Annotated in this window: 24 protein-coding genes and 1 tRNA gene; 19 read left to right on the top strand and 6 right to left on the bottom strand. The window is 58.4% G+C overall.

The genetic code is table 11. From position 1 onward, the window contains the following. Positions 1-42 precede the first annotated feature (42 nt). A complete protein-coding gene (locus tag PSFL_RS25940) occupies positions 43-348 on the top strand; it encodes a YkgJ family cysteine cluster protein (RefSeq protein WP_057437756.1) in 306 nt (101 codons plus the stop codon). 168 nt (positions 349-516) lie between these two features. On the opposite strand, the gene PSFL_RS25935 is transcribed toward PSFL_RS25940, so the two are convergent. The 6 genes from PSFL_RS25935 to hemA form a co-directional block, all read right to left on the bottom strand. Then, positions 517-1,035, bottom strand: a complete 519-nt coding sequence (locus tag PSFL_RS25935; protein WP_057437754.1) for an acyloxyacyl hydrolase — start codon at positions 1,033-1,035, stop codon at positions 517-519. Between the two features lie 113 nt (positions 1,036-1,148). Beyond that, positions 1,149-1,943 (bottom strand): glutamate racemase, encoded by a 795-nt coding sequence (gene murI, locus PSFL_RS25930; protein ID WP_057958302.1) that lies wholly within the window; start codon positions 1,941-1,943, stop codon positions 1,149-1,151. Beyond that, positions 1,936-2,691 (bottom strand): molybdopterin-synthase adenylyltransferase MoeB, encoded by a 756-nt coding sequence (locus tag PSFL_RS25925; protein WP_120731660.1) that lies wholly within the window; start codon positions 2,689-2,691, stop codon positions 1,936-1,938. The genes murI and PSFL_RS25925 overlap by 8 nt, the downstream gene beginning before the upstream one ends. Beyond that, positions 2,685-3,515: a peptide chain release factor N(5)-glutamine methyltransferase gene (gene prmC, locus PSFL_RS25920; RefSeq protein WP_120731658.1), complete on the bottom strand. Its 831-nt coding sequence runs from the start codon at positions 3,513-3,515 to the stop codon at positions 2,685-2,687. The genes PSFL_RS25925 and prmC overlap by 7 nt, the downstream gene beginning before the upstream one ends. After that, on the bottom strand, positions 3,516-4,598 hold the full coding sequence (gene prfA, locus PSFL_RS25915; protein ID WP_057437746.1) for a peptide chain release factor 1: 1,083 nt from the start codon (positions 4,596-4,598) through the stop codon (positions 3,516-3,518). After that, a complete protein-coding gene (hemA, locus tag PSFL_RS25910) occupies positions 4,595-5,884 on the bottom strand; it encodes a glutamyl-tRNA reductase (protein WP_057437744.1) in 1,290 nt (429 codons plus the stop codon). Before hemA ends, prfA begins: the two co-directional genes overlap by 4 nt. Before the next feature lie 182 nt (positions 5,885-6,066). On the opposite strand from hemA, the gene PSFL_RS25905 reads away from it, so the two are divergent. The 18 genes from PSFL_RS25905 (at position 6,067) to hrpT (ending at position 20,109) form a co-directional block, all read left to right on the top strand. Then, on the top strand, positions 6,067-7,791 hold the full coding sequence (locus tag PSFL_RS25905) for a tetratricopeptide repeat protein (RefSeq protein WP_115127433.1): 1,725 nt from the start codon (positions 6,067-6,069) through the stop codon (positions 7,789-7,791). Between the two features lie 4 nt (positions 7,792-7,795). After that, a complete protein-coding gene (gene lolB, locus PSFL_RS25900) occupies positions 7,796-8,413 on the top strand; it encodes a lipoprotein insertase outer membrane protein LolB (RefSeq protein ID WP_057437742.1) in 618 nt (205 codons plus the stop codon). Between the two features lies 1 nt (position 8,414). Next, on the top strand, positions 8,415-9,263 hold the full coding sequence (gene ispE / locus PSFL_RS25895; RefSeq protein ID WP_115127432.1) for a 4-(cytidine 5'-diphospho)-2-C-methyl-D-erythritol kinase: 849 nt from the start codon (positions 8,415-8,417) through the stop codon (positions 9,261-9,263). A gap of 36 nt (positions 9,264-9,299) precedes the next feature. Continuing rightward, positions 9,300-9,374, top strand: a tRNA-Gln gene (locus tag PSFL_RS25890). Positions 9,375-9,419: 45 nt separating this feature from the next. Then, positions 9,420-10,361 carry a ribose-phosphate pyrophosphokinase gene (locus PSFL_RS25885; RefSeq protein ID WP_003171603.1) on the top strand — a complete coding sequence of 314 codons (942 nt, stop codon included), beginning with the start codon at positions 9,420-9,422 and terminating at the stop codon, positions 10,359-10,361. Between the two features lie 138 nt (positions 10,362-10,499). Beyond that, the gene (locus tag PSFL_RS25880) at positions 10,500-11,099 is read left to right on the top strand and encodes a 50S ribosomal protein L25/general stress protein Ctc (protein ID WP_115127431.1); all 600 of its coding nucleotides are present in this window, start codon (positions 10,500-10,502) and stop codon (positions 11,097-11,099) included. A 168-nt stretch (positions 11,100-11,267) separates the two neighbouring features. After that, positions 11,268-11,852, top strand: coding sequence for an aminoacyl-tRNA hydrolase (gene pth, locus PSFL_RS25875; protein WP_032857782.1), 585 nt, complete (start codon positions 11,268-11,270; stop codon positions 11,850-11,852). A 22-nt stretch (positions 11,853-11,874) separates the two neighbouring features. Beyond that, on the top strand, positions 11,875-12,975 hold the full coding sequence (gene ychF / locus PSFL_RS25870) for a redox-regulated ATPase YchF (protein WP_057437736.1): 1,101 nt from the start codon (positions 11,875-11,877) through the stop codon (positions 12,973-12,975). 397 nt (positions 12,976-13,372) lie between these two features. Then, positions 13,373-14,296: a sigma 54-interacting transcriptional regulator gene (locus PSFL_RS25865; RefSeq protein ID WP_057958295.1), complete on the top strand. Its 924-nt coding sequence runs from the start codon at positions 13,373-13,375 to the stop codon at positions 14,294-14,296. Between the two features lie 177 nt (positions 14,297-14,473). Next, positions 14,474-14,653, top strand: a complete 180-nt coding sequence (locus PSFL_RS25860) for a hypothetical protein (protein WP_057437734.1) — start codon at positions 14,474-14,476, stop codon at positions 14,651-14,653. 63 nt (positions 14,654-14,716) lie between these two features. Next, the gene (locus PSFL_RS25855) at positions 14,717-15,091 is read left to right on the top strand and encodes a hypothetical protein (RefSeq protein WP_057958294.1); all 375 of its coding nucleotides are present in this window, start codon (positions 14,717-14,719) and stop codon (positions 15,089-15,091) included. Between the two features lie 6 nt (positions 15,092-15,097). Beyond that, positions 15,098-15,886: a type III secretion system inner membrane ring lipoprotein SctJ gene (sctJ, locus tag PSFL_RS25850; RefSeq protein WP_057958293.1), complete on the top strand. Its 789-nt coding sequence runs from the start codon at positions 15,098-15,100 to the stop codon at positions 15,884-15,886. Further along, entirely contained in the window at positions 15,879-16,460 is a 582-nt protein-coding gene (locus tag PSFL_RS25845; RefSeq protein ID WP_120731652.1) for a type III secretion protein, read from the top strand. Before sctJ ends, PSFL_RS25845 begins: the two co-directional genes overlap by 8 nt. Further along, complete coding sequence (gene sctL / locus PSFL_RS25840; protein ID WP_397470639.1) at positions 16,444-17,034, top strand: type III secretion system stator protein SctL; 591 nt, start codon at positions 16,444-16,446, stop codon at positions 17,032-17,034. The genes PSFL_RS25845 and sctL overlap by 17 nt, the downstream gene beginning before the upstream one ends. A gap of 105 nt (positions 17,035-17,139) precedes the next feature. Further along, positions 17,140-17,358 carry a hypothetical protein gene (locus tag PSFL_RS25835; protein ID WP_057437728.1) on the top strand — a complete coding sequence of 73 codons (219 nt, stop codon included), beginning with the start codon at positions 17,140-17,142 and terminating at the stop codon, positions 17,356-17,358. 1 nt (position 17,359) lies between these two features. After that, a complete protein-coding gene (locus tag PSFL_RS25830) occupies positions 17,360-17,752 on the top strand; it encodes a type III secretion protein (RefSeq protein WP_115127427.1) in 393 nt (130 codons plus the stop codon). A 15-nt stretch (positions 17,753-17,767) separates the two neighbouring features. Further along, positions 17,768-19,909, top strand: coding sequence for a type III secretion system outer membrane ring subunit SctC (gene sctC, locus PSFL_RS25825; RefSeq protein WP_169960587.1), 2,142 nt, complete (start codon positions 17,768-17,770; stop codon positions 19,907-19,909). Beyond that, entirely contained in the window at positions 19,906-20,109 is a 204-nt protein-coding gene (gene hrpT / locus PSFL_RS25820; RefSeq protein WP_120731648.1) for an HrpT family type III secretion system protein, read from the top strand. The genes sctC and hrpT overlap by 4 nt, the downstream gene beginning before the upstream one ends. The last annotated feature ends 4 nt before the right edge of the window (positions 20,110-20,113 follow it).

Genomic DNA, 20,113 nt, shown 5'->3' with positions numbered 1-20,113 from the left:
CTTTCACACGCGCCCGACCGGCTTGCCTTACACTGCGCGCCTATGACCACCATTCCCCACATTCAAATCGCCGAACCCGCCGTGACGTGCTCCACGTGTGCAGCTTGCTGCTGCCAACTGGAAGTCATGTTGATCACCGACACTGGCGTGCCTGATCGCTATATCGACACGGACGATTGGGGCGGCGAAGTCATGCTGCGCCTGGACGACGGCTGGTGCGCGGCGCTGGATCGCGACACGATGATGTGCACTATCTATGAGAAGCGACCGCTGATTTGCCGGGAGTTCGAGATGGGCGCGCCGGAGTGCCTTGAAGAGCGCCAGGGGATTGCGACGGTCTACCGCTGACCGTGAAAACTGCCGAGCTCAAATGGGGGAGCGGGCTTATGTGGGAGCTGGCTTGCCTGCGATAGCATCACTTCGGTTTGTCTGAAGCACCGAGCCATCTGCATCGCGGGCAAGCCCGACTCCCACACAAGCCCGGCTTCCACATGGGTTCTGCTGTGCCGGGGAATATCAGAGCGGCAGGGTGTAGTTCAACGAATAGCTCTCGATACCATCGTTGTGACTACTGATGCCTGCGTTGGAATAGTGCGTGGCACGGATCCCCACCTGATGCCCGCCGGCAAAACGCAAGCCGAAGCCCAGGCGGTCTTCGAACTGGAAGGCCCCGCCGATGTTGTTGTCCTCGATCCGGGTGCGTGAGAACAGCGCCACGCCGATCCCCGCTTCGATATAGGGTTTCACCGACTCGCCGGCGAATTCGTACACAAACACCGGCGAAAACGACAGGCTGCTGACACTCGCACGTTCATCACCGTCCCAGAAGGTATAAGCGCCGCTCCAGTAGCCGGTCAGGCGCCCCACATCGCTCTGCCACCAGCTCTTGTCCCAGTCCGATTGCAGGCCCAGACGATAAGTCATGGTCGAATCGCTGGTATGCCCTACCGCAAATTCCAGGCCGGCAGCCTGGGCCGAAACCGAGTGTCCCAACACAGCGGCTGCAATCGCAGCCAAACAGAACAAGCGCTTCATAAGAAACATCCTTTCCAAACGAAGTTGTATGGTTGTGTACCGCTAATCAAGAGCTATAGAAATCACGGACTACGCAGAAGTTCAGCTAAAAAACCCGCTATTTCACGAATTTTTCACAGACCGAAGCTTCGCACAACGCCGCTGAACTTCCACAGTGTGGGTAGGATATTTCTTAGATGCTGCGGATCACCGCTAGTCCAGAACTGCGCAGCCCGAGGATTGCCCTCGGCCAGCAGTTGGCGCTCGCCCAGCAGACGCTGCAACTGACGCGCCACGGCCGCCCCGGTGTCGATCAGGATGACCGTCGGTGGCAGCATCGTCGCCAGCAATGGCTTGAGAAAAGGATAATGAGTGCAACCGAGGATGATGGTGTCGCACCCGGCCTCAACCAGCGGCGTGACGTACCCCTGCAGCAACTGGCGCAGCGCCGGGCTACCCAGGTCGCCGGCCTCGATCAACTCCACCAGCCCCGGACAGGGCTGGGTGACCACCCGCACATCGCTGGCAAAGCGGTCCAGTAACGCGGCGAACTTGGCGCTTTGCAGGGTGCCCGTGGTGGCGAGCACCCCGATCACCCCGCTGCGGGTCGCGGCGGCGGCCGGTTTGACTGCCGGCTCCATGCCCACCAGGGGCCAATCCGGATAATCAATACGCAAGTCCGCAACCGCGGCTACGGTTGCCGTGTTGCAGGCGATCACAAAGGCCTTGGCGCCCTGCTCGCGGAAAAACTCCGCGACCACCCGCGAACGTTCGCGAATGAACGCCGGGGTTTTCTCGCCGTAGGGGATATGCCCGCAATCCGCCACGTACAGCAGCGACTCATGGGGCAATAAACGATGAATTTCGTCCAGCACCGACAGGCCGCCAACGCCGGAGTCGAACACACCAATCGGTGCATCCTTAACCATGCTGGCTGCCGCAGACGCTGCAACCGGGATCGCGCTTGACCCGCAGTTCGCGAAAACGTGTGCCCAGGGCGTCGATCAACAGCAGGCGCCCAACCAGCGGTGTGCCAAAGCCAGCCAGCAGCTTCAGGGCTTCCAGGGCTTGCAGGCTGCCGACCAACCCCACCAGCGGGCCGACGACGCCGGCTTCGCTGCAGGTCAGCTCGGTATCGCTGCCGTGCCCATATAAGCAGTGGTAGCACGGGCTTTCCGGGCGCCGCGGATCAAACACCGAGAGCTGGCCTTCGAGGCGAATCGCCGCGCCGCTGACCAGGGGCTTGCCAGCTGCCACGCACGCCGCGTTCACCGCTTCGCGGGTGGCGAAGTTGTCACAGCAGTCGAGCACCAAGTCCACATTGGACACAGCGGCGGCCAACGAATCAGCGTCCAGCGCCGTGCGGTGGGCAATCAGTCGGATCTCGGGGTTGATCGCGCTCAAGCGGCCGATGGCGGAATCGACCTTGCTCAGGCCGATGCTGTCGGTGTCGTGGATGATCTGGCGTTGCAGGTTGGTCAGGTCGACGGTGTCAAAGTCCGCCAGATGCAGCTCACCGACGCCGGCCGCTGCCAGGTACAAGGCCACCGGAGCGCCCAGGCCGCCAAGGCCGACAATCAGCACGCGGCTGTTTTTCAGGCGTAACTGGCCGTCGATATCGACCTGTTGCAACAGGATCTGCCGGCTGTAGCGCAACAGCTCCTGATCGGTCAGCACGGCCGGCGTCCCAGGCTGATGCGCTCATGGCCGCCGAGGTCGATACGGCTGTGGACCTCTTCGAAACCTTGCGCCAGCAGCAGGTCGCGCACGGCCGGAGCCTGGTCGTAACCATGCTCGAGCAACAACCAGCCACCGGCCTCCAGGTGCTGCGGCGCCTGGGCGATGATCAGGCGCAGGTCGTCCAGGCCGTCGTGACCGGCCACCAATGCGCTGGCCGGCTCGAAACGCACATCGCCCGCCGCCAGGTGCGGATCGCTGTCGGCAATATAGGGCGGGTTGCTGATGATCAGGTGATAGGTGTGATCTTTGAGGGCGCTGAACCAATGACTATTGAGCACCGTGACGTTTTCCAGGTGCAGGCGCTGGCGATTGCGCTCGGCCAGGGCCACGGCTTCCAGCACGCGATCCACCGCCGTCACGCGCCAGGCCGGGCGCTCGCTGGCCAGGGCCAGGGCGATGGCGCCGCTGCCAGTGCCCAGGTCGAGGACATTGGCCGGGGTCGCGGGCAACAACTCCAGGGCCGCTTCCACCAGCAGTTCGGTGTCCGGGCGCGGGATCAGGGTGTGCGGCGCGACTTCCAGGTCAAGCTTCCAGAAACCTTGCTGGCCGAGGATATAGGCCACCGGCTCGCCGCTGCGGCGACGTTGCAGGTAGTCGGCAAAGCGCAGCGCGTCTTCGCTGCTGACGATTTTTTCCGGCCAGGTGTGCAGGTAGCTGCGGGACTTGCCCAAGGCAGCGGCCAGCAACAACTCCACATCCAGGCGCGCGGTAGGCGAGTCCGGCAGGTCGGCGGCGCGCAGCAAGCTGGCAATAATGGTCATTTATTCACCTATCGCGGCCAGTTGGTCCGCCTGGTATTCGGCGAGCAACGGCTCGATCACTGCGTCCACGCCACCGGCAAGGATCTCGTCCAGGGAATACAGGGTCAGGTTGACCCGATGGTCGGTAACCCGGCCCTGGGCGTAGTTATAGGTGCGAATGCGTTCGGAGCGGTCACCCGAGCCCACCAGCAACTTGCGCTCACTGGCAATGGCGTTGGCGGCGGCGCTGGTCTGCTGGTCGTTGAGCTTGGCCGACAACCAGGACATGGCCCGCGCACGGTTCTTGTGCTGGGAGCGTTCTTCCTGGCACTCCACCACAATGCCGGAAGGCAAGTGGGTGATGCGGATCGCCGAGTCGGTCTTGTTGACGTGCTGGCCACCGGCGCCCGACGAGCGGTAAGTGTCGACCCGCAAGTCTGCCGGGTTGATTTCAATGGCTTCCTGCTCGTCCGGCTCGGGCAATACCGCCACGGTGCAGGCCGAGGTGTGGATACGGCCCTGGGATTCGGTGGCGGGCACACGCTGTACGCGGTGCACGCCGGACTCGAATTTCAGCTTGCCGTAGACGTTCTCGCCTTCGACCCGGGCAATGATTTCCTTGTAGCCGCCGTGCTCCCCTTCGTTCTCCGAGAGGATTTCCACGCGCCAGCCGCGCCGCTCGGCATAGCGCGAATACATGCGAAACAGGTCGCCGGAGAAGATCGCCGCCTCGTCACCGCCAGTACCGGCGCGGATTTCCAGGAATACGTTGCGCCCGTCGTTGGGGTCTTTGGGCAGCAGCATGCGTTGCAGGTCGCCCTCCAACTCGATGAGCTTATCTTTGGCTTCGCGGACTTCTTCCACGGCCATTTCACGCATGTCCGGGTCGCTGTCCTTGAGCAGTGCCTGGGCACCTTCGAGGTCGGCCTGCACTTTGAGCAGTTGCGAATAGGTGGTGACAATCGGCTCAACTTCGGCGTATTCCTTGGAATAGGCACGGAACTTGGTCTGATCGGAAATAACCTCGCCATCGCCGAGCAAGGCAGTCAGTTCTTCGAAACGGTCCTGGAGCACGTCCAGTTTATTGAGCAGTGACGCTTTCATTGCGGTTTTTTATCCGAAGAGCTGTCTGACGCGCCCTCTCCGAGGGCAAAGAGTTCCTGGGCCATGGCCAGCGCATCGAGGCGGCCTTCGGCTGTCAGTTTTTTAAGCTGTACGCTGGGAGCATGCAACAGCTTGTTGGTAAGGCCACGGGCCAATTGCATCAAAATGTCTTCAGCGTTGCCGCCATTGGCCAGCAGGCGCTGCGCCTTGATCAATTCTTCGTCACGCAAGCGCTCGCCCTGTTGGCGATAGGCCTTGAGCACATCCACGGCGGCCAGCTCGCGCAGGCGCACCATAAAATCCTCGGCGCCGATCGCGACCATTTCCTCGGCAGCCTGGGCAGCGCCCTGGCGGCTCTTGAGGTTTTCGGCGACCACTTCGTGCAGATCGTCGACGCTATAGAGGTAAACGTCGTCCAACTCGCCGACTTCCGGCTCGATATCCCGGGGAACGGCAATATCCACCATGAAAATCGGCTTGTGCTTGCGCAGTTTCAGGGCGCTTTCCACTGCGCCCTTGCCGAGGATCGGCAACTGGCTGGCGGTGGAACTGATGACGATATCGCTGCGCACCAGTTCGGCCGGAATATCGGCGAGCAACACGGCGTGGGCGCCGAACTCTTCGGCCAGGATGCTGGCGCGCTCAAGGGTCCGGTTGGCCACCACGATGCGCTTCACGCCCAGGTCATGCAGGTGCCGGGCGACCAGGGTGATGGTCTCGCCCGCGCCGATCAGCAAGGCCTGGCTGCGTTGCAGGTCGCTGAAGATCTGCTTGGCCAGGCTGACGGCGGCAAACGCCACGGAGACCGGGTTTTCACCGATGGCCGTATCAGTGCGCACCTGTTTGGCCGAGTTGAAAGTGGCCTGGAACAAACGCCCCAACAACGGCCCCACGGTCCCGGCTTCGCGGGCTACGGCGTAGGCCGATTTCATCTGGCCGAGGATCTGCGGCTCGCCCAACACCAGCGAATCGAGCCCGGACGCCACACGCATCATGTGACGAACTGCCGCATCATCTTCATGCACATAAGCGCTGGCGCGCAGGTCATCCAGGCTCAAATGGTGGTAATCAGCCAGCCAGCGCAGCACCCCATCCGACGAAAGATGTTCCTGCTCTATATAGAGCTCGCTGCGGTTGCAGGTGGAAAGGATCGCAGCTTCGCGGCTGTCGGTGAGCCGGCACAGCTGCTGCAAAGCCTCAACCAACTGCTCCGGGGTAAACGCCACGCGCTCGCGGACGTCTACAGAAGCAGTCTTGTGGTTGATACCCAGAGCAAGGAAGGCCATTCAATATCGCTGATGATGTCGAGAAGCCGACAATTGTCCTACTTCGACTGATTCAGAACAACCACCGTCGTCTATTGTCCTAATGCCCTATGCCTATAAAGGCGCCAATTGAGACTCGGTTATGTTTGGCCGAGGGCTTGTGTCATGATGATCCGACCGCAGGTTAGTCGTCCTCTTCCTATATGAATAGATCTTCCGCGTTGCTCCTTGCCCTTGCCTTCCTAGGCGGCTGCCAGTCCATGGCCCCCGTATCGCCGCAGAGTCCTGCGCCGGTGGAAGACAACACCCCCGCCCCTGAAAAGCCCAAGGTTTATTCCTCGTTCAGCGAAGAAACGGTGTTCAGCCTGCTGAGCGCGGAGCTGGCCGGCCAGCGCAATCGTTTCGACATTGCCCTGGATAACTACGTGACCCAGGCCATCAACACCCAGGACCCGGGGATTTCCGAGCGCGCGTTTCGCATCGCCGAATACCTGGGCGCCGACCAGGCCGCCCTGGACACCGCACTGATCTGGGCGAAAAACGCCCCGGACGATCTCGAAGCCCAACGCGCTGCGGCAATCCAGCTGGCGCGTGCCGGGCGCTACGACGACTCCATGGTTTATATGGAGAAAGTCTTGCAGGGCAAGGGCGATACCCATTTCGACTTCCTCGCCCTGTCTGCTGCCGACACCGACCAGGACACCCGCGATGGCCTGATGAAGAGTTTCGACCGCCTGCTGCAAAAGCACCCGAGCAATGGCCAACTGGTATTTGGCAAGGCGCTGCTGCTGCAACAGGATGACGAACCGCAGGCGGCCCTCAAGCTGCTGGAGCAAAACCCGCCGGAAGAAGGTGAGATCGCCCCGCTGCTGCTGCGCGCGCGCCTGCTGCAAAGCCTCAACCGCGGTAAGGAAGCCTTGCCGCTGCTGCAAAAAAGCATCAAGAAGTATCCGGACGACAAGCGTCTGCGCCTGACTTATGCGCGCATGCTGGTAGAACAGGACCGCATGGAAGACGCCAAGGTGGAGTTCGCCAGCCTGGTCCAGCAATACCCGGACGATGACGAATTGCGTTATTCCCTGGCGCTGGTATGCCTGGAAGCCAAGGCCTGGGAAGAGGCCAAGGGCTACCTGGAAGACCTGATCGCGCGGGAAAGCCATGTCGATTCGGCCCACCTGAACCTGGGGCGCATCGCCGAAGAACGGGATGACCCGCAAGGCGCGCTGATCGAGTACGCCCAGGTCGGCCCCGGCAATGACTATCTGCCGGCACAACTGCGCCAGGCCGATATCCTGATGAATAACGGCCGCACCGACGAAGCCGAAAAACGCCTGGCCGCCGCCCGCGATGCCGAGCCGGACTACGCCATCCAGCTGTATCTGATCCAGGCCGAAACCTTGTCGGCCAACAATCAGGGGGAGCGCGCGTGGAAAATCCTCGCCCAGGCCCTGCTGCAATACCCCGACGACCTGAACCTGCTGTACACCCGCGCCATGCTGGCCGAAAAACGCAACGACCTGGCGCAGATGGAAAAAGACCTGCGCCTGATCATCAAGCGCGACCCGGACAATGCCATGGCACTGAACGCCCTGGGTTACACCTTGTCAGACCGTACGACGCGCTATGCCGAGGCCAAGGCTCTGATCGAACAGGCGCACCAGCTCAACCCGGAAGACCCGGCAGTGCTCGACAGCCTGGGCTGGGTGAATTACCGCCTGGGCAACCTCGATGAAGCCGAACGCCTGCTGCGCCAGGCCCTGGAGCGATTCCCCGACCAGGAAGTCGCCGCGCACCTGGGCGAAGTGCTCTGGGCCCAGGGCAAACAACGCGAAGCCCGACAAATCTGGGGCAAGTTCCTCAAGGAACAACCCGACAGCCCTATCCTGCGCAGCACCATCAAGCGCCTGACCGGATCCGAGACTCTTTAATTCTATGTTTTTGCGCCACGCCATCGTTTTCAGTTTTATCGCCCTGCTCGCCGGTTGTGCGGGCTTCGGTGCCCGTGAGTCCGTCGAAGGCCAGGGCAACCCGGCACAGTGGCGACAGCATAAGGATCAGCTCAGCAGCATTGATGGCTGGCAGATCGAAGGCAAGATCGGGGTTCGCGCACCGAAGGATTCGGGCAGCGGCACCTTGTTCTGGCTGCAACGCCAGGACTATTACGACATCCGCCTTTCTGGCCCCCTGGGTCGCGGTGCTGCGCGCCTGACCGGTCGACCGGGGCAAGTGAGCCTGGAAGTGGCCAACCAGGGCCGCTACGAAGCGCCATCGCCGGAAGCCTTGCTTGAAGAGCAGGTCGGCTGGAAGCTGCCGGTCTCCCATTTGGTCTGGTGGGTTCGCGGCCTGCCCGCGCCCGAGAGCAAGAGCCGTCTGAGCCTCAATGGCGACAGCCGCCTGGCCACCCTGGAGCAGGATGGCTGGCGGGTCGAATACCTCAGCTATGTGGAACAAAGCGGCTACTGGCTGCCCGAACGCATCAAGCTGCACGGCTCCAACCTTGACGTCACGCTGGTGATCAAGGACTGGCAACCACGCAAGCTGGGGCAGTGACATGAGCGAACGCCTGACCCTGCCCTCCCCGGCCAAGCTCAATCTGATGCTGCACATCCTCGGACGTCGTGAAGACGGCTACCACGAGTTGCAGACGCTGTTTCAATTTCTCGATTATGGCGATGAGATGACCTTCGCCGTGCGCGACGATGGCGTGATTCAGCTGCACACCGAATTTGCCGACGTGCCCCATGACAGCAACCTGATCGTGAAGGCCGCAAAAAAACTTCAGGAACAATCCGGTTGCCCGCTGGGCATTGATATCTGGATCGACAAAATCCTGCCCATGGGTGGCGGTATCGGTGGTGGCAGCTCGAATGCCGCGACCACCCTGCTCGGCCTCAATCACTTGTGGCAGCTTGGCTGGGATGAAGATCGCCTGGCCGCACTGGGCCTGACCCTGGGCGCCGACGTCCCGGTTTTTGTGCGTGGACACGCCGCATTTGCTGAGGGTGTAGGGGAAAAACTCACCCCTGTAGACCCCGAAGAGCCGTGGTATGTCGTGCTTGTTCCGCAAGTATCTGTAAGTACAGCAGAAATTTTTTCAGATCCGTTGTTGACACGTAACTCTTCTCCCATTAAAGTGCGCCCCGTTCCCAAGGGAAACAGTCGAAATGACTGCTTACCGGTGGTAGCAAGGCGTTATCCAGATGTACGTAACGCATTGAATTTGTTAGGTAAATTTACCGAAGCAAAACTCACCGGAACTGGAAGTTGTGTGTTTGGGGGCTTCCCAAGCAAAGCTGAAGCTGATAAAGTCTCGGCCCTTCTTACAGAGACCCTTACAGGGTTTGTAGCAAAGGGAAGCAACGTTTCGATGTTGCATCGCAAGCTGCAAAGTCTGCTCTAAAGGAACCGAGTACTGGGTACTCGTTGCAACAGATACAGGGGCGTCGCCAAGCGGTAAGGCAGCAGGTTTTGATCCTGCCATGCGTTGGTTCGAATCCAGCCGCCCCTGCCATTTTCTATACTCATCCAGGTTACCCTCAGCCTCTAGGTACTGCGCGTGTCCAAGATGATGGTCTTTACGGGGAACGCTAACCCCGATCTGGCTCGACGTGTCGTACGTCAGCTGCATATCCCTCTCGGTGACATCTCTGTCGGTAAGTTTTCCGACGGCGAAATTACAGCCGAGATCAATGAAAATGTCCGCGGTAAAGATGTTTTCATTATTCAGCCGACTTGCGCTCCGACCAACGATAACCTGATGGAACTCGTCGTGATGGCTGATGCCTTCCGCCGCTCCTCAGCGACTCGAATCACAGCTGTAATCCCTTACTTTGGTTATGCCCGTCAGGATCGCCGTCCGCGTTCCGCACGTGTGGCTATCAGCGCGAAAGTCGTCGCTGACATGCTGACCGTGGTAGGTATCGACCGTGTTCTCACGGTTGACCTGCACGCTGACCAAATCCAGGGGTTCTTCGATATTCCGGTAGATAACATCTACGGCTCCCCCGTTCTGGTGGATGACATCGAAGACCAGCGCTTTGAAAACCTGATGATCGTGTCCCCGGACATTGGTGGCGTCGTGCGTGCACGGGCTGTTGCCAAATCCCTGGGCGTGGACCTCGGGATCATCGACAAACGCCGCGAGAAAGCCAATCACTCTGAAGTGATGCATATCATCGGTGATGTCGAAGGGCGTACCTGTATTCTGGTCGATGACATGGTTGATACCGCCGGCACCTTGTGCCACGCGGCAAAAGCCTTGAAAGAGCACGGTGCGGCTAAAGTCTTCGCCTACTGCACACACCCTGTGCTGTCGGGCCGAGCGATCGAGAACATCGAGAACTCTGTGCTGGACGAACTGGTGGTGACTAACACCATCCCGTTGTCCGCTGCTGCTCAAGCCTGTGCACGTATCCGTCAACTGGATATCGCACCGGTTGTTGCTGAGGCGGTTCGCCGTATCAGCAATGAAGAATCGATCAGCGCGATGTTCCGCTAAGGGTCAAACCCTGGCGGCATCAACCTGACGAAAAGCGCCCCGCCCCAGCACAATGCTGGGGCGGGGCTTTTTTGCCCATATCGCCTTTAGCGCTGGTCGCAAACGCTGGGGCGAATGTGGTTATTTTGGAGATACAACATGAACGATTTTACTTTGAATGCTGAACTGCGTTCCGACCTGGGGAAAGGTGCGAGCCGCCGCCTGCGTCGTCTCGCAAGCCTGGTTCCAGCTGTAGTCTACGGTGGCGAAAAAGCCCCTGAGTCCATCAGCATGCTGGCTAAAGAAATTGCCAAACTGCTCGAAAACGATGCGGCCTACAGCCACATCATCGAGCTGAACGTTGGCGGCAAAAAGCAGAACGTCATCATCAAGGCCCTGCAACGTCACCCAGCTAAAGGTCACGTGCTGCACGCTGACTTCGTACGCGTCGTAGCAGGTCAGAAACTGACCGCTATCGTACCTGTGCACTTTGTTGGTGAAGAAGCTCCGGTCAAGAAAGGCGGCGAAGTCTCGCACCTTATCGCCGAGATCGAAGTGACCTGCCTGCCTAAAGACCTTCCTGAGTTCATCGAAGTCGACCTGTCGGCTCTGGAAATCGGTGACATCGTTCACCTGTCCGACCTCAAGGCCCCTAAAGGCGTTGAGTTCGTTGCTCTGGCTCACGGTGATGACAAGGCTGTTGCCAACGTCCACGCTCCACGTGTTGCTCCAGAAGCTGAAGAAGGCGCTGCAGAGTAATTCACTCTGTAATGCCGGAGCTTGAGGAAACATCGCGGACCGAAACGTAGCGAGAAAGCGGGCGATAACGCGAAGTTTATCTCTGGATAAGTGAGCTCCTGTCGTCCACTTTCGCCGCAATGAGGTTGCGGCGATGTTATCCACAACTCCAAAGGAAGGGCCCCTGTCGTGACTGCCATTAAACTGATCGTTGGCCTGGGAAATCCAGGCGCCGAATACGAACAGACCCGGCACAACGCGGGGGCCCTTTTTGTTGAGCGCATCGCCCACGCCCAAGGCATCAATCTGGTGGCCGATCGCAAATATTTTGGCCTGACCGGACGCTTCTCGCATCAGGGTCAGGATGTTCGTCTGCTGATTCCCACCACCTACATGAACCGCAGCGGCCAGGCTGTCGCGGCGCTTGCGGGCTTCTTCCGGATCAAACCCGAAGAAATCCTGGTGGCCCATGACGAACTGGACCTGCCACCCGGCGTTGCCAAGCTCAAGCAAGGCGGCGGCCACGGCGGTCATAATGGCCTGCGCGACATCATTGCGCAGTTGGGCAATCAGAATACGTTTTACCGTCTGCGGCTCGGCATTGGCCACCCAGGCGTTGCCAGTATGGTTTCAAATTTCGTCCTGGGTCGTGCGCCACGCGCCGAACAGGAAAAACTCGATGCCAGCATCGACTTTGCCCTCGGCGTGCTGCCGGATATCTTCGCCGGTGAATGGAACCGTGCGATGAAAAACCTGCACAGCCAGAAGGCCTGACTTTTTTGCGAGGGGAAACACCATGGGATTTAATTGCGGCATCGTCGGCTTACCTAACGTCGGCAAGTCCACCCTGTTCAACGCCCTGACCAAGTCCGGTATTGCGGCGGAGAACTTCCCCTTCTGCACCATCGAACCCAACACCGGTATCGTGCCAATGCCCGATCCGCGCCTGGAGGCCCTGGCGGCCATCGTCAATCCCAAGCGCATCCTGCCGACCACCATGGAGTTCGTCGACATCGCCGGCCTGGTGGCTGGCGCGTCGAAAGGTGAAGGCCTGGGCAACAAGTTCCTCGCCAACATCCGTGAGACCGATGCCATCGCCCACGTGGTCCGCTGCTTTGAAGACGAGAACGTGATTCACGTCTCCAACAGCGTTGACCCGAAACGCGACATCGAGATCATCGACCTGGAACTGATCTTCGCCGACCTCGACAGCTGCGAGAAGCAACTGCAAAAGGTCACGCGCAACGCCAAGGGCGGCGACAAGGACGCAGTGGTCCAGAAGGCCCTGCTGGAGCAGTTGATCGCACACTTCACCCTGGGCAAGCCGGCACGCAGCCTGATGAAGAACATGAGCGTCGACGAAAAGGCCGTGATCAAGGGCTTCCACCTGCTGACCACCAAGCCTGTGATGTACATCGCCAACGTGGCTGAAGACGGTTTCGAGAACAACCCGCTGCTCGACGTGGTCCTGGCCATTGCCGAAGAAGAAGGCGCAATGGTTGTACCGGTCTGCAACAAGATCGAAGCGGAAATCGCCGAACTTGAAGACGGCGAAGAGAAAGACATGTTCCTCGAGGCCCTGGGCCTGGAAGAGCCTGGCCTGAACCGCGTGATCCGTGCGGGCTACGAAATGCTGCACCTGCAGACCTACTTCACCGCCGGCGTCGAAGAAGTACGTGCCTGGACCGTCAAGGTCGGCGCCACCGCGCCACAGGCTGCCGGTGTGATCCACACCGACTTCGAAAAAGGCTTTATCCGCGCGGAAGTGATCGCCTACAACGACTTTATCCAGTTCAAGGGTGAAGCCGGGGCCAAGGAAGCCGGTAAATGGCGCCTGGAAGGCAAGGAATATGTCGTCAAGGATGGCGATGTGATGCACTTCCGCTTCAACGTGTAAGCTGGCTGTACGATCCAAGCGGTAGAACAAAAAGCCGATGCTCTGCATCGGCTTTTTTGTGGGCGATGATTTCTGTTACCCATCACAACGAAACAATCACTTACCTTATAAATCAAAAGATTCAAATACAAATATTCCACTCCGCAGACAAAAAATCTTCTCAACAGAAAACTCACAGCTACTTGTAGACTATTCCTGCCGAGAATAAGCATATCCACACAACCAGACACTTGACTTATATAAAACCCCAGGCCGCCAAGCCTTTCGCACAACAAAGCCGCCATTTACCATTTTTAACCACGATGACAATCCAGAAATTTTACTATCTACTTACCAACATATAACAAACTTTTAATCCCACAATAGTGAAGCGACACATTATTGGAGCAACAGCAATATGTCGACCTCCTATCAGTACGAGTTCGAGACTGACACATCGCTAACCGAGTGCCCGGATATCGAAAGCACAATCCACAATACCGCCACGCAGAACATCGATATATTGCTGTTGGGCGAAACAGGCACTGGTAAAGATACACTGGCGCAACGTGTGCACCGTTTATCTCATCGAAAAGGTAACTTTGTTGCCATCAATTGCGCAGCGATACCGGAAAGCCTTGCAGAAAGCCAACTGTTCGGAGTCAACAGTGGCGCCTATACCGGGGCCATACAATCACGTGCAGGATTTATTGAAGCCGCCCATCTGGGCACTTTATACCTGGATGAAATCGATAGCATGCCACTCACTTTGCAAGCGAAATTGCTGCGTGTGCTGGAGGCTCGGGGTGTCGAGCGGCTGGGCTCTACGCGGTTTATCCCGCTGGACATACGCATCATAGCCTCAGCCCAACATTCGCTGCACGACATGGTGGAACAAGGTGCGTTCAGACGAGACCTGTACTTTCGCCTGAATGTCGTCAACATCACCCTCCCCCCCTTACGTGAACGCCCCGAGCGGATTATCCCGTTATTTTTTAACATGATCCGGCAAGAGGCAGAGTACTTTAAGTGCCCAGTTCCACAACCGCCCAGCACCCTCATTCAACAATTGCTGTGTCACCCATGGCGCGGTAACGTCCGAGAGTTACGCTCAACCGCCAAGCGTTTCGTGCTGGGACTGCCTCCAACTTCAGTGCCTTTAATGAGCACCGAAGACAATAATTTGAACTTAAAAGAACGCTTGCAGCAAATAGAGAAACTTCTGATTGAAGAATCCCTGCGCCGCCATGTTTATAACGTGGACAGTGTGGCGACCGAACTGAATATCGCCAAACGCACGCTATACCATCGAATGAAGCAACTGGGAATATCGCTGGAGTGAATGAAGACTGCTCAACAAGGACATATTTCGATACAGCTCCTCCCACAGGCTTTGGAACGACATGCTATTTGCAACCACATAGATAATGGCTACAGGCTTTGACTGCCCAACGTCAAGGGGCATTTGAAACACTGTCAGCAAACACCTTTTACGTTAATGATCATGGAGTAAACAAATATGGGTGTCAGTGGCGTTGGTAATAGTAATAGTGGCGGCTCTTCAAATTTGGGTTTTGGCGGCGGAGATAACGAAGACCTGAAAGCAGAACGTAGAGCCATCCAGCGTGAATCCCTGAAGGAAGGTAACGAATCCTTCAAGCTGAGTGAAAAGAAAAAAAATATTGAAGCAATTCGATAACCCACTGCGTCCCCTGCCTCCTGGCAGGGGACGCAGCCTCACTGTCTGGCTTCGGGATTTTATATGCGTACAGAAGCGCTACAGGCGTTTTCATCAACCGATGAAAAGCGCCTGAAAACCTCCACAATGGCTACATCTCCTGTGTTCCAAAGCGAGGATGTGAACTTTTTCATCTCAAGCCTGGAGCACTCAGGCCAAGCTGCAATAGCCGTAGCCCCAACGGTTACGCCGAACGCCCTCACGGACATGTCCAACCAGTTGCTCAAATCGTCAAACTATATGGGCAGAGCCCTGAAAGCGATGGGGAACGGCACGAGAGAAAACTTCTCGCTCGGCTACTCCACCCAACTGTCCACTACGGTGCTGGGAACACAGATGCTGGTCAAGGGCCTCTCAAAGGGTGCCCAGCTCATCGAAAAAATCAGCAACCTGCAGTAGGTAAACATGATTCGTCTCCTGGTCACCGGGTTGGTTTTATCTCTGACATTAGTGCTCACGGGGTGTAATGACAGTGTCGAACTCCATCGCCAGCTTTCCGAGCAGGAAGCCAATGAGGTGATTGCGGAACTGGCAGACAAACACATACGCGCCCAGAAAATCCCCGCCAAAGATGGTGTGGTTGTACGAGTGAACAGCGCCGATATCAGTCGTGCAGTGCGTACACTTGATGCCGTCGGTTTGCCCAAGATGGCCCGCGCCACAATGGGCGATACCTTTCGCAAGGAAGGCGTCATCTCCACCCCACTGGAGGAACGTGCCCGCTACATCTACGCCTTGTCCCAGGAGTTGGAGGCGACCTTGTCAAATATCGATGGGGTGATTGTCGCCCGGGTCCACGTAGTGTTGCCAGAACGCGTTGCACCTGGAGAACCCGTGCAACCTGCATCCGCTTCGGTCTTTATCAAACACGATCCGCGACTGGAGCCTGACAGTATCCACGGACGCGTCCGGCGGATGGTCGCCAGTAGCATTCCCGGCATGGCCACGGCCGTCGATAACTCACAAAAACTGACCGTGGTATTCGTACCCGCAACGGCTTACCAGGAGCAGCAACGCCTGAGCTATTTCGGCCCGTTTCTGATACCGGGCGATGACCTTGTTTTTTGGCGCAGCACCCTCGCGTTGATAGCCGCCGTCATAGTACTTGTACCGGCTGGCGCCCTGTTCTGGCATAGGCGTGGTCAACGCCTGCGGCGTGAGACACTCACCACGGCCACCCCGGCCCATGAGTGAGCAGTTGGAGTGGGCCCGATGGTGGGCTTTCCCGTGGAAGTTTTCACACAGCGACTGGGGCAACTTCGACGAATATCATGCACAGAGCGCCCTGTGCCACCCACGGCACGTTTTCGTGAATACCCGGCTGGGTATCGAACCCTGCCTGCCGCCCACGCCCCACCCCACAATCCTTCGCTTGGCGCTGGCCCCCCAGGAGCAACTCGAGAGCATGCTGGCGCTGCTGGACAACGTTTGTCGCCCCGCCACCGATAGCCAGTTGAGCCAAGACCAATACGAGTGGTGTCAGCGCCTGTCCAAGGCACTACGCCCAGACACGCTGTTGTCCGGTAAAGAAGACCCACTGCAATTGCTACGTGCCTGGGTAACCCCAGCCATCTGGCAACGCCTTCGATTGCGGTTTGAGCGCCGTCGGACCCACCCCCCTGAAGAGCACACACCCGCACTCAATGATGCTCGAAACCGCCTGGACACGCTGTGGCAGGCCATAGTCTGGCGAGCAACCACCATGCCAAGCGAGCAATCCTTCACTTATCAAACTGAGCAGAGAACGGATGATGTTGAACATACGTAAAATCGAGTTGCGCGCCGGTGCTCCAGGATTACCGCAAACCCTGATTTCCCAGGAAATGCTGGCGGATTGCCGCAGGGCCAGTCAATTGTTGAGCCGTGCCAAGGTCCAAGCCAAGGAACTGCTGCGCCAGGCAACCGAACACCGGGAAAAAGCCCTTGAAAAGCTCACACTGGAGTTCTGGCGGCGGGCCAATGCGCAACTCAAGGAATGGGAAAAACAACAGCACGTTATGTGCGACAACCTGGAGCAATATGCCACCTCTATTGCCAACCAGACCATCCTCTGCCTGCTTGAAGAGGCACCTGTGGCACAGCGCCTTAGCGCCTTGGTCAAGCAATTACTGGCGACTCAAGTTCCATCAGGCAAGGCAACACTCCTCTGTCACCCACTTGAGTGTGCCGAGGTAGAACGCTGTCTTTCCAGGCAGCACGCCACGTTTTGGACACTACGTCCTGATGACCGGGTCCGTCCTCAATCCCTGGTCTTGGAAACGGAGGAAGGGGACTTCTGTATCAACTGGGCCAGCCTGTGCGAAACAGTACTGGTCCGTGACGTGCAAACACCAGGTGCCTGACGGGTCAGGGAGCGTTGCCGAACAGATGTATCAATAAACACCGAAACAAATGGAACTGAAATTTGAGGGGAACCACATAGCTCAGACACATCAGGAGAAAAATATATGGATTTCCACCACGACGTGAAAAAGAACCTGTTCAGACAACTGCAGAGCAGCATAAACAAGGCAGCCGATATAAACGAAGATTTTGCCAACACAGATTTCGATGAGTATTTGTTCGCTGAGTTGATGAAACAGGAGCGTTACTCGTTGATCGCCTACAACGAGGCCGTTCGCGCCAGCCATACCATTCTCAAAATAGTCGCTGACGGCGTGCAGTAAGGTGGATGCGCTGATTGCCCGCTGGATGAATGACCAGACTGAACACATCAGCCTGATGGAGGGCAACGATGAGATTGTCTTACGGCGCTCTGGCCCAGTGCTGCTGTTAAGTGTGCAACTGACTCAGGAACGGCCCGACAAATCCACCCTGCAAAACTGGATGCGATTGGGACGCGCCAGCCTGAACCACTTCCAAGGAGCGCTGGCCCAATCACCGGAAAGTGGTGCGCTCTGGCTGCGTCAACAATTGATCAGTGGGTGCAGTCCAGAACTGTTGTGCAACACACTCGAAACGCTGCTCAACCAGCGCGACACCTGGCGCGCAATGATCAAGCGTCTCGCAAAGCCAAACCTGAAACACAAGCCCCTGTCACTACGCTCGCTGCCGTACTAATCAGAGAGTTCCCCCATGTATAACAAGATCGACAAGCGCAATCGCTTGCGCGCCGTCTCGCCTGCAGGTCCGCGAAAAATAGCCGATTGGCGCTGCCTGCTAGCGTTACCCTGGTTGCTTATGCCCCTGCAAAGTACGCTCGCGGCTATCCCCAGTGAATGGAAAAACACCGCGTATGCCTATGAAGCCGAACATAAGCCGGTGCAAGAAGTCCTTGAGGATTTCGCCCAGACCTTTGGCACGCAATTGCAGATCGACGGCCTGCTGGAGGGCAACGTCAATGGCAAGATCCGCGCTGATACCCCCCAGTCACTGCTCGACAGGCTGGGAGTAGAACATCGTTTCCAGTGGTACATGTACAACAACACGCTGTACATCAGCACCCTGGACCAACAGGAGTCCGCGCGCCTGGAAGTCTCCTCCGAAACCGTGGCTGACTTGAAGCAGGCCTTGACCGACATTGGCCTGCTCGATAGCCGTTTCGGCTGGGGAGAATTACCTGACGATGGTGTGGTGCTAGTGTCGGGCCCCAAGCGTTATATCGACCAGATCAAGCATTTCAGCAGCCAGCGTAAATCTCCCGATGAAAAACAGAGTGTGCTGACGTTCCCGCTGAAGTTCGCCAACGCAGCAGACCGCCCGATTGATTATCGTGGCGAAAAGTTGGCCATCCCCGGGGTTGCCAGCATGTTGCGAGGCTTATTGGAACCTCGGGACACCTCAGTGCTTTCGTCGAGGACCTCACGTCCCGCCTCGTCATCGCAGCCCTCGCCTGTCACCCCGATCCTGCCCCGCCTAAGCAACCCGATGCTGGACCAGATGCTCGGCGCGCCAGCTCCCCTCGGGCAGATGAATCCAGGCATGCCGCTCACCACCAGAGCCCCGGTTGCAAGAGGCCGGATCCGCGTTGAAGCGGATGTGCGTAACAACGCCGTATTGATCTATGACCTGCCAGAGCGCCAGGCAATGTACCGCGAGCTGATCGCCCAGCTCGATGTGGCACGCAAGCTGGTGGAGATCGACGCGATCATTCTCGATATCGAGCGCACGCAGCTGCGTGAGTTCGGGGTCAACTGGGGTTTCCAGAACAGCCGCTTTCGTGGCGGGGTGAACATGGCGCCGGGTACCTCCGCACAGATGTCGATTGAAAACCGCGACCGCTTCTACGCCGATATCCGCGCCCTGGAGGCCAAGGGCCTGGCGACCATGGTGTCCAACCCTTCGGTGCTGACCCTGGAAAACCAGCCGGCGGTGATTGACTTCAATCGCACCCAGTACCTGACCGCTGGCGTCGAAAACGCGACCATCTTGCCCATCACCGTGGGCACCAGTTTCCAGGTGGTGCCGCGGGTCATCACCTCGCGCGGCAGCCATCAGGTCCATCTGGCGGTGGATATTGAAGACGGCAACTTCGACGAAACCAACCCCGAACGCATCGGCCCCGATGTACGCCGCGGCAAGGTCAGCACCCAGGCGGTGATGGCGGAAAAACGCTCGCTGGTGGTCGGCGGCTTCCATGTCACTGAAAGCGCCGACAGACGCAATAAAGTGCCGGTGCTGGGCGATATCCCCTTGCTGGGCAAGACGCTGTTCTCCTCCACCGAGCGCAAGAACAACCGCCGTGAACGCCTGTTTATCCTGACCCCGCGGGTGATCGGCGACCAGGCGGACCCGTCGCGCTATTTGCCCCAGGACGACCAGGCGGAACTGCAGGCCGCCCTCAAGCCCTTGGCCAGGCGCTATGCCGAGCATCAGCCCGTGATCAAGCGCAGCGATATCACCAGCGCCCTTGCACACCTGGTCACCGGTCAAGTGCCCCACACGTTCAAGGCTGAGCCTATGCCGCTAGGCCTGAACACCTTGTGCAGCACCCGTGATCTGCTGGCGCTCAATACCGAACGCAGCCAGTGGTACACCGGCCCGCAGTTCAACGTGGCGGTGGTCGTGCTGCGTAACCAGTTCAAGCGCAACGTGCGCATCGATGAGAAGGAATGCAGCAACTCCCAGACCCTGGCCGTCGGTGTCTGGCCGCGGGCCTGGCTCAAGCCGGGTGAAGAGGCCGAGGTATTCATCGCCATGCGCCCGGTGGTGAAGGATGAACATATCGGTGTGACCCGTCCCTCCCTGCTCACCCCAACACGGAAAACTGCGCCATGAAACAGCGAATCGCCTGCATCACCCTCCTCGGCCTGACCCTGCTGATGGAGGGGTGTACACCGACATGTCGAGGCGACTCCTGCTCCCGCCCCCAATCGAGCGCCGACAAACTGGTGGTGTGGTGGCCGCCGCAAATGCGTGTCGAACCCGGCCCCTCGGGGGAGCGCTCGGATTACCAGACAATCTCCCTGGAGCGATGACGGT

Origin of the sequence: Pseudomonas sp. DD1, from assembly GCF_044510355.1 — a bacterium.
GTDB lineage: Bacteria > Pseudomonadota > Gammaproteobacteria > Pseudomonadales > Pseudomonadaceae > Aquipseudomonas > Aquipseudomonas shahriarae.
The sequence above is the reverse complement of the archived record's forward strand: the minus strand, read 5'-3'. Positions and strand labels throughout refer to the sequence as shown.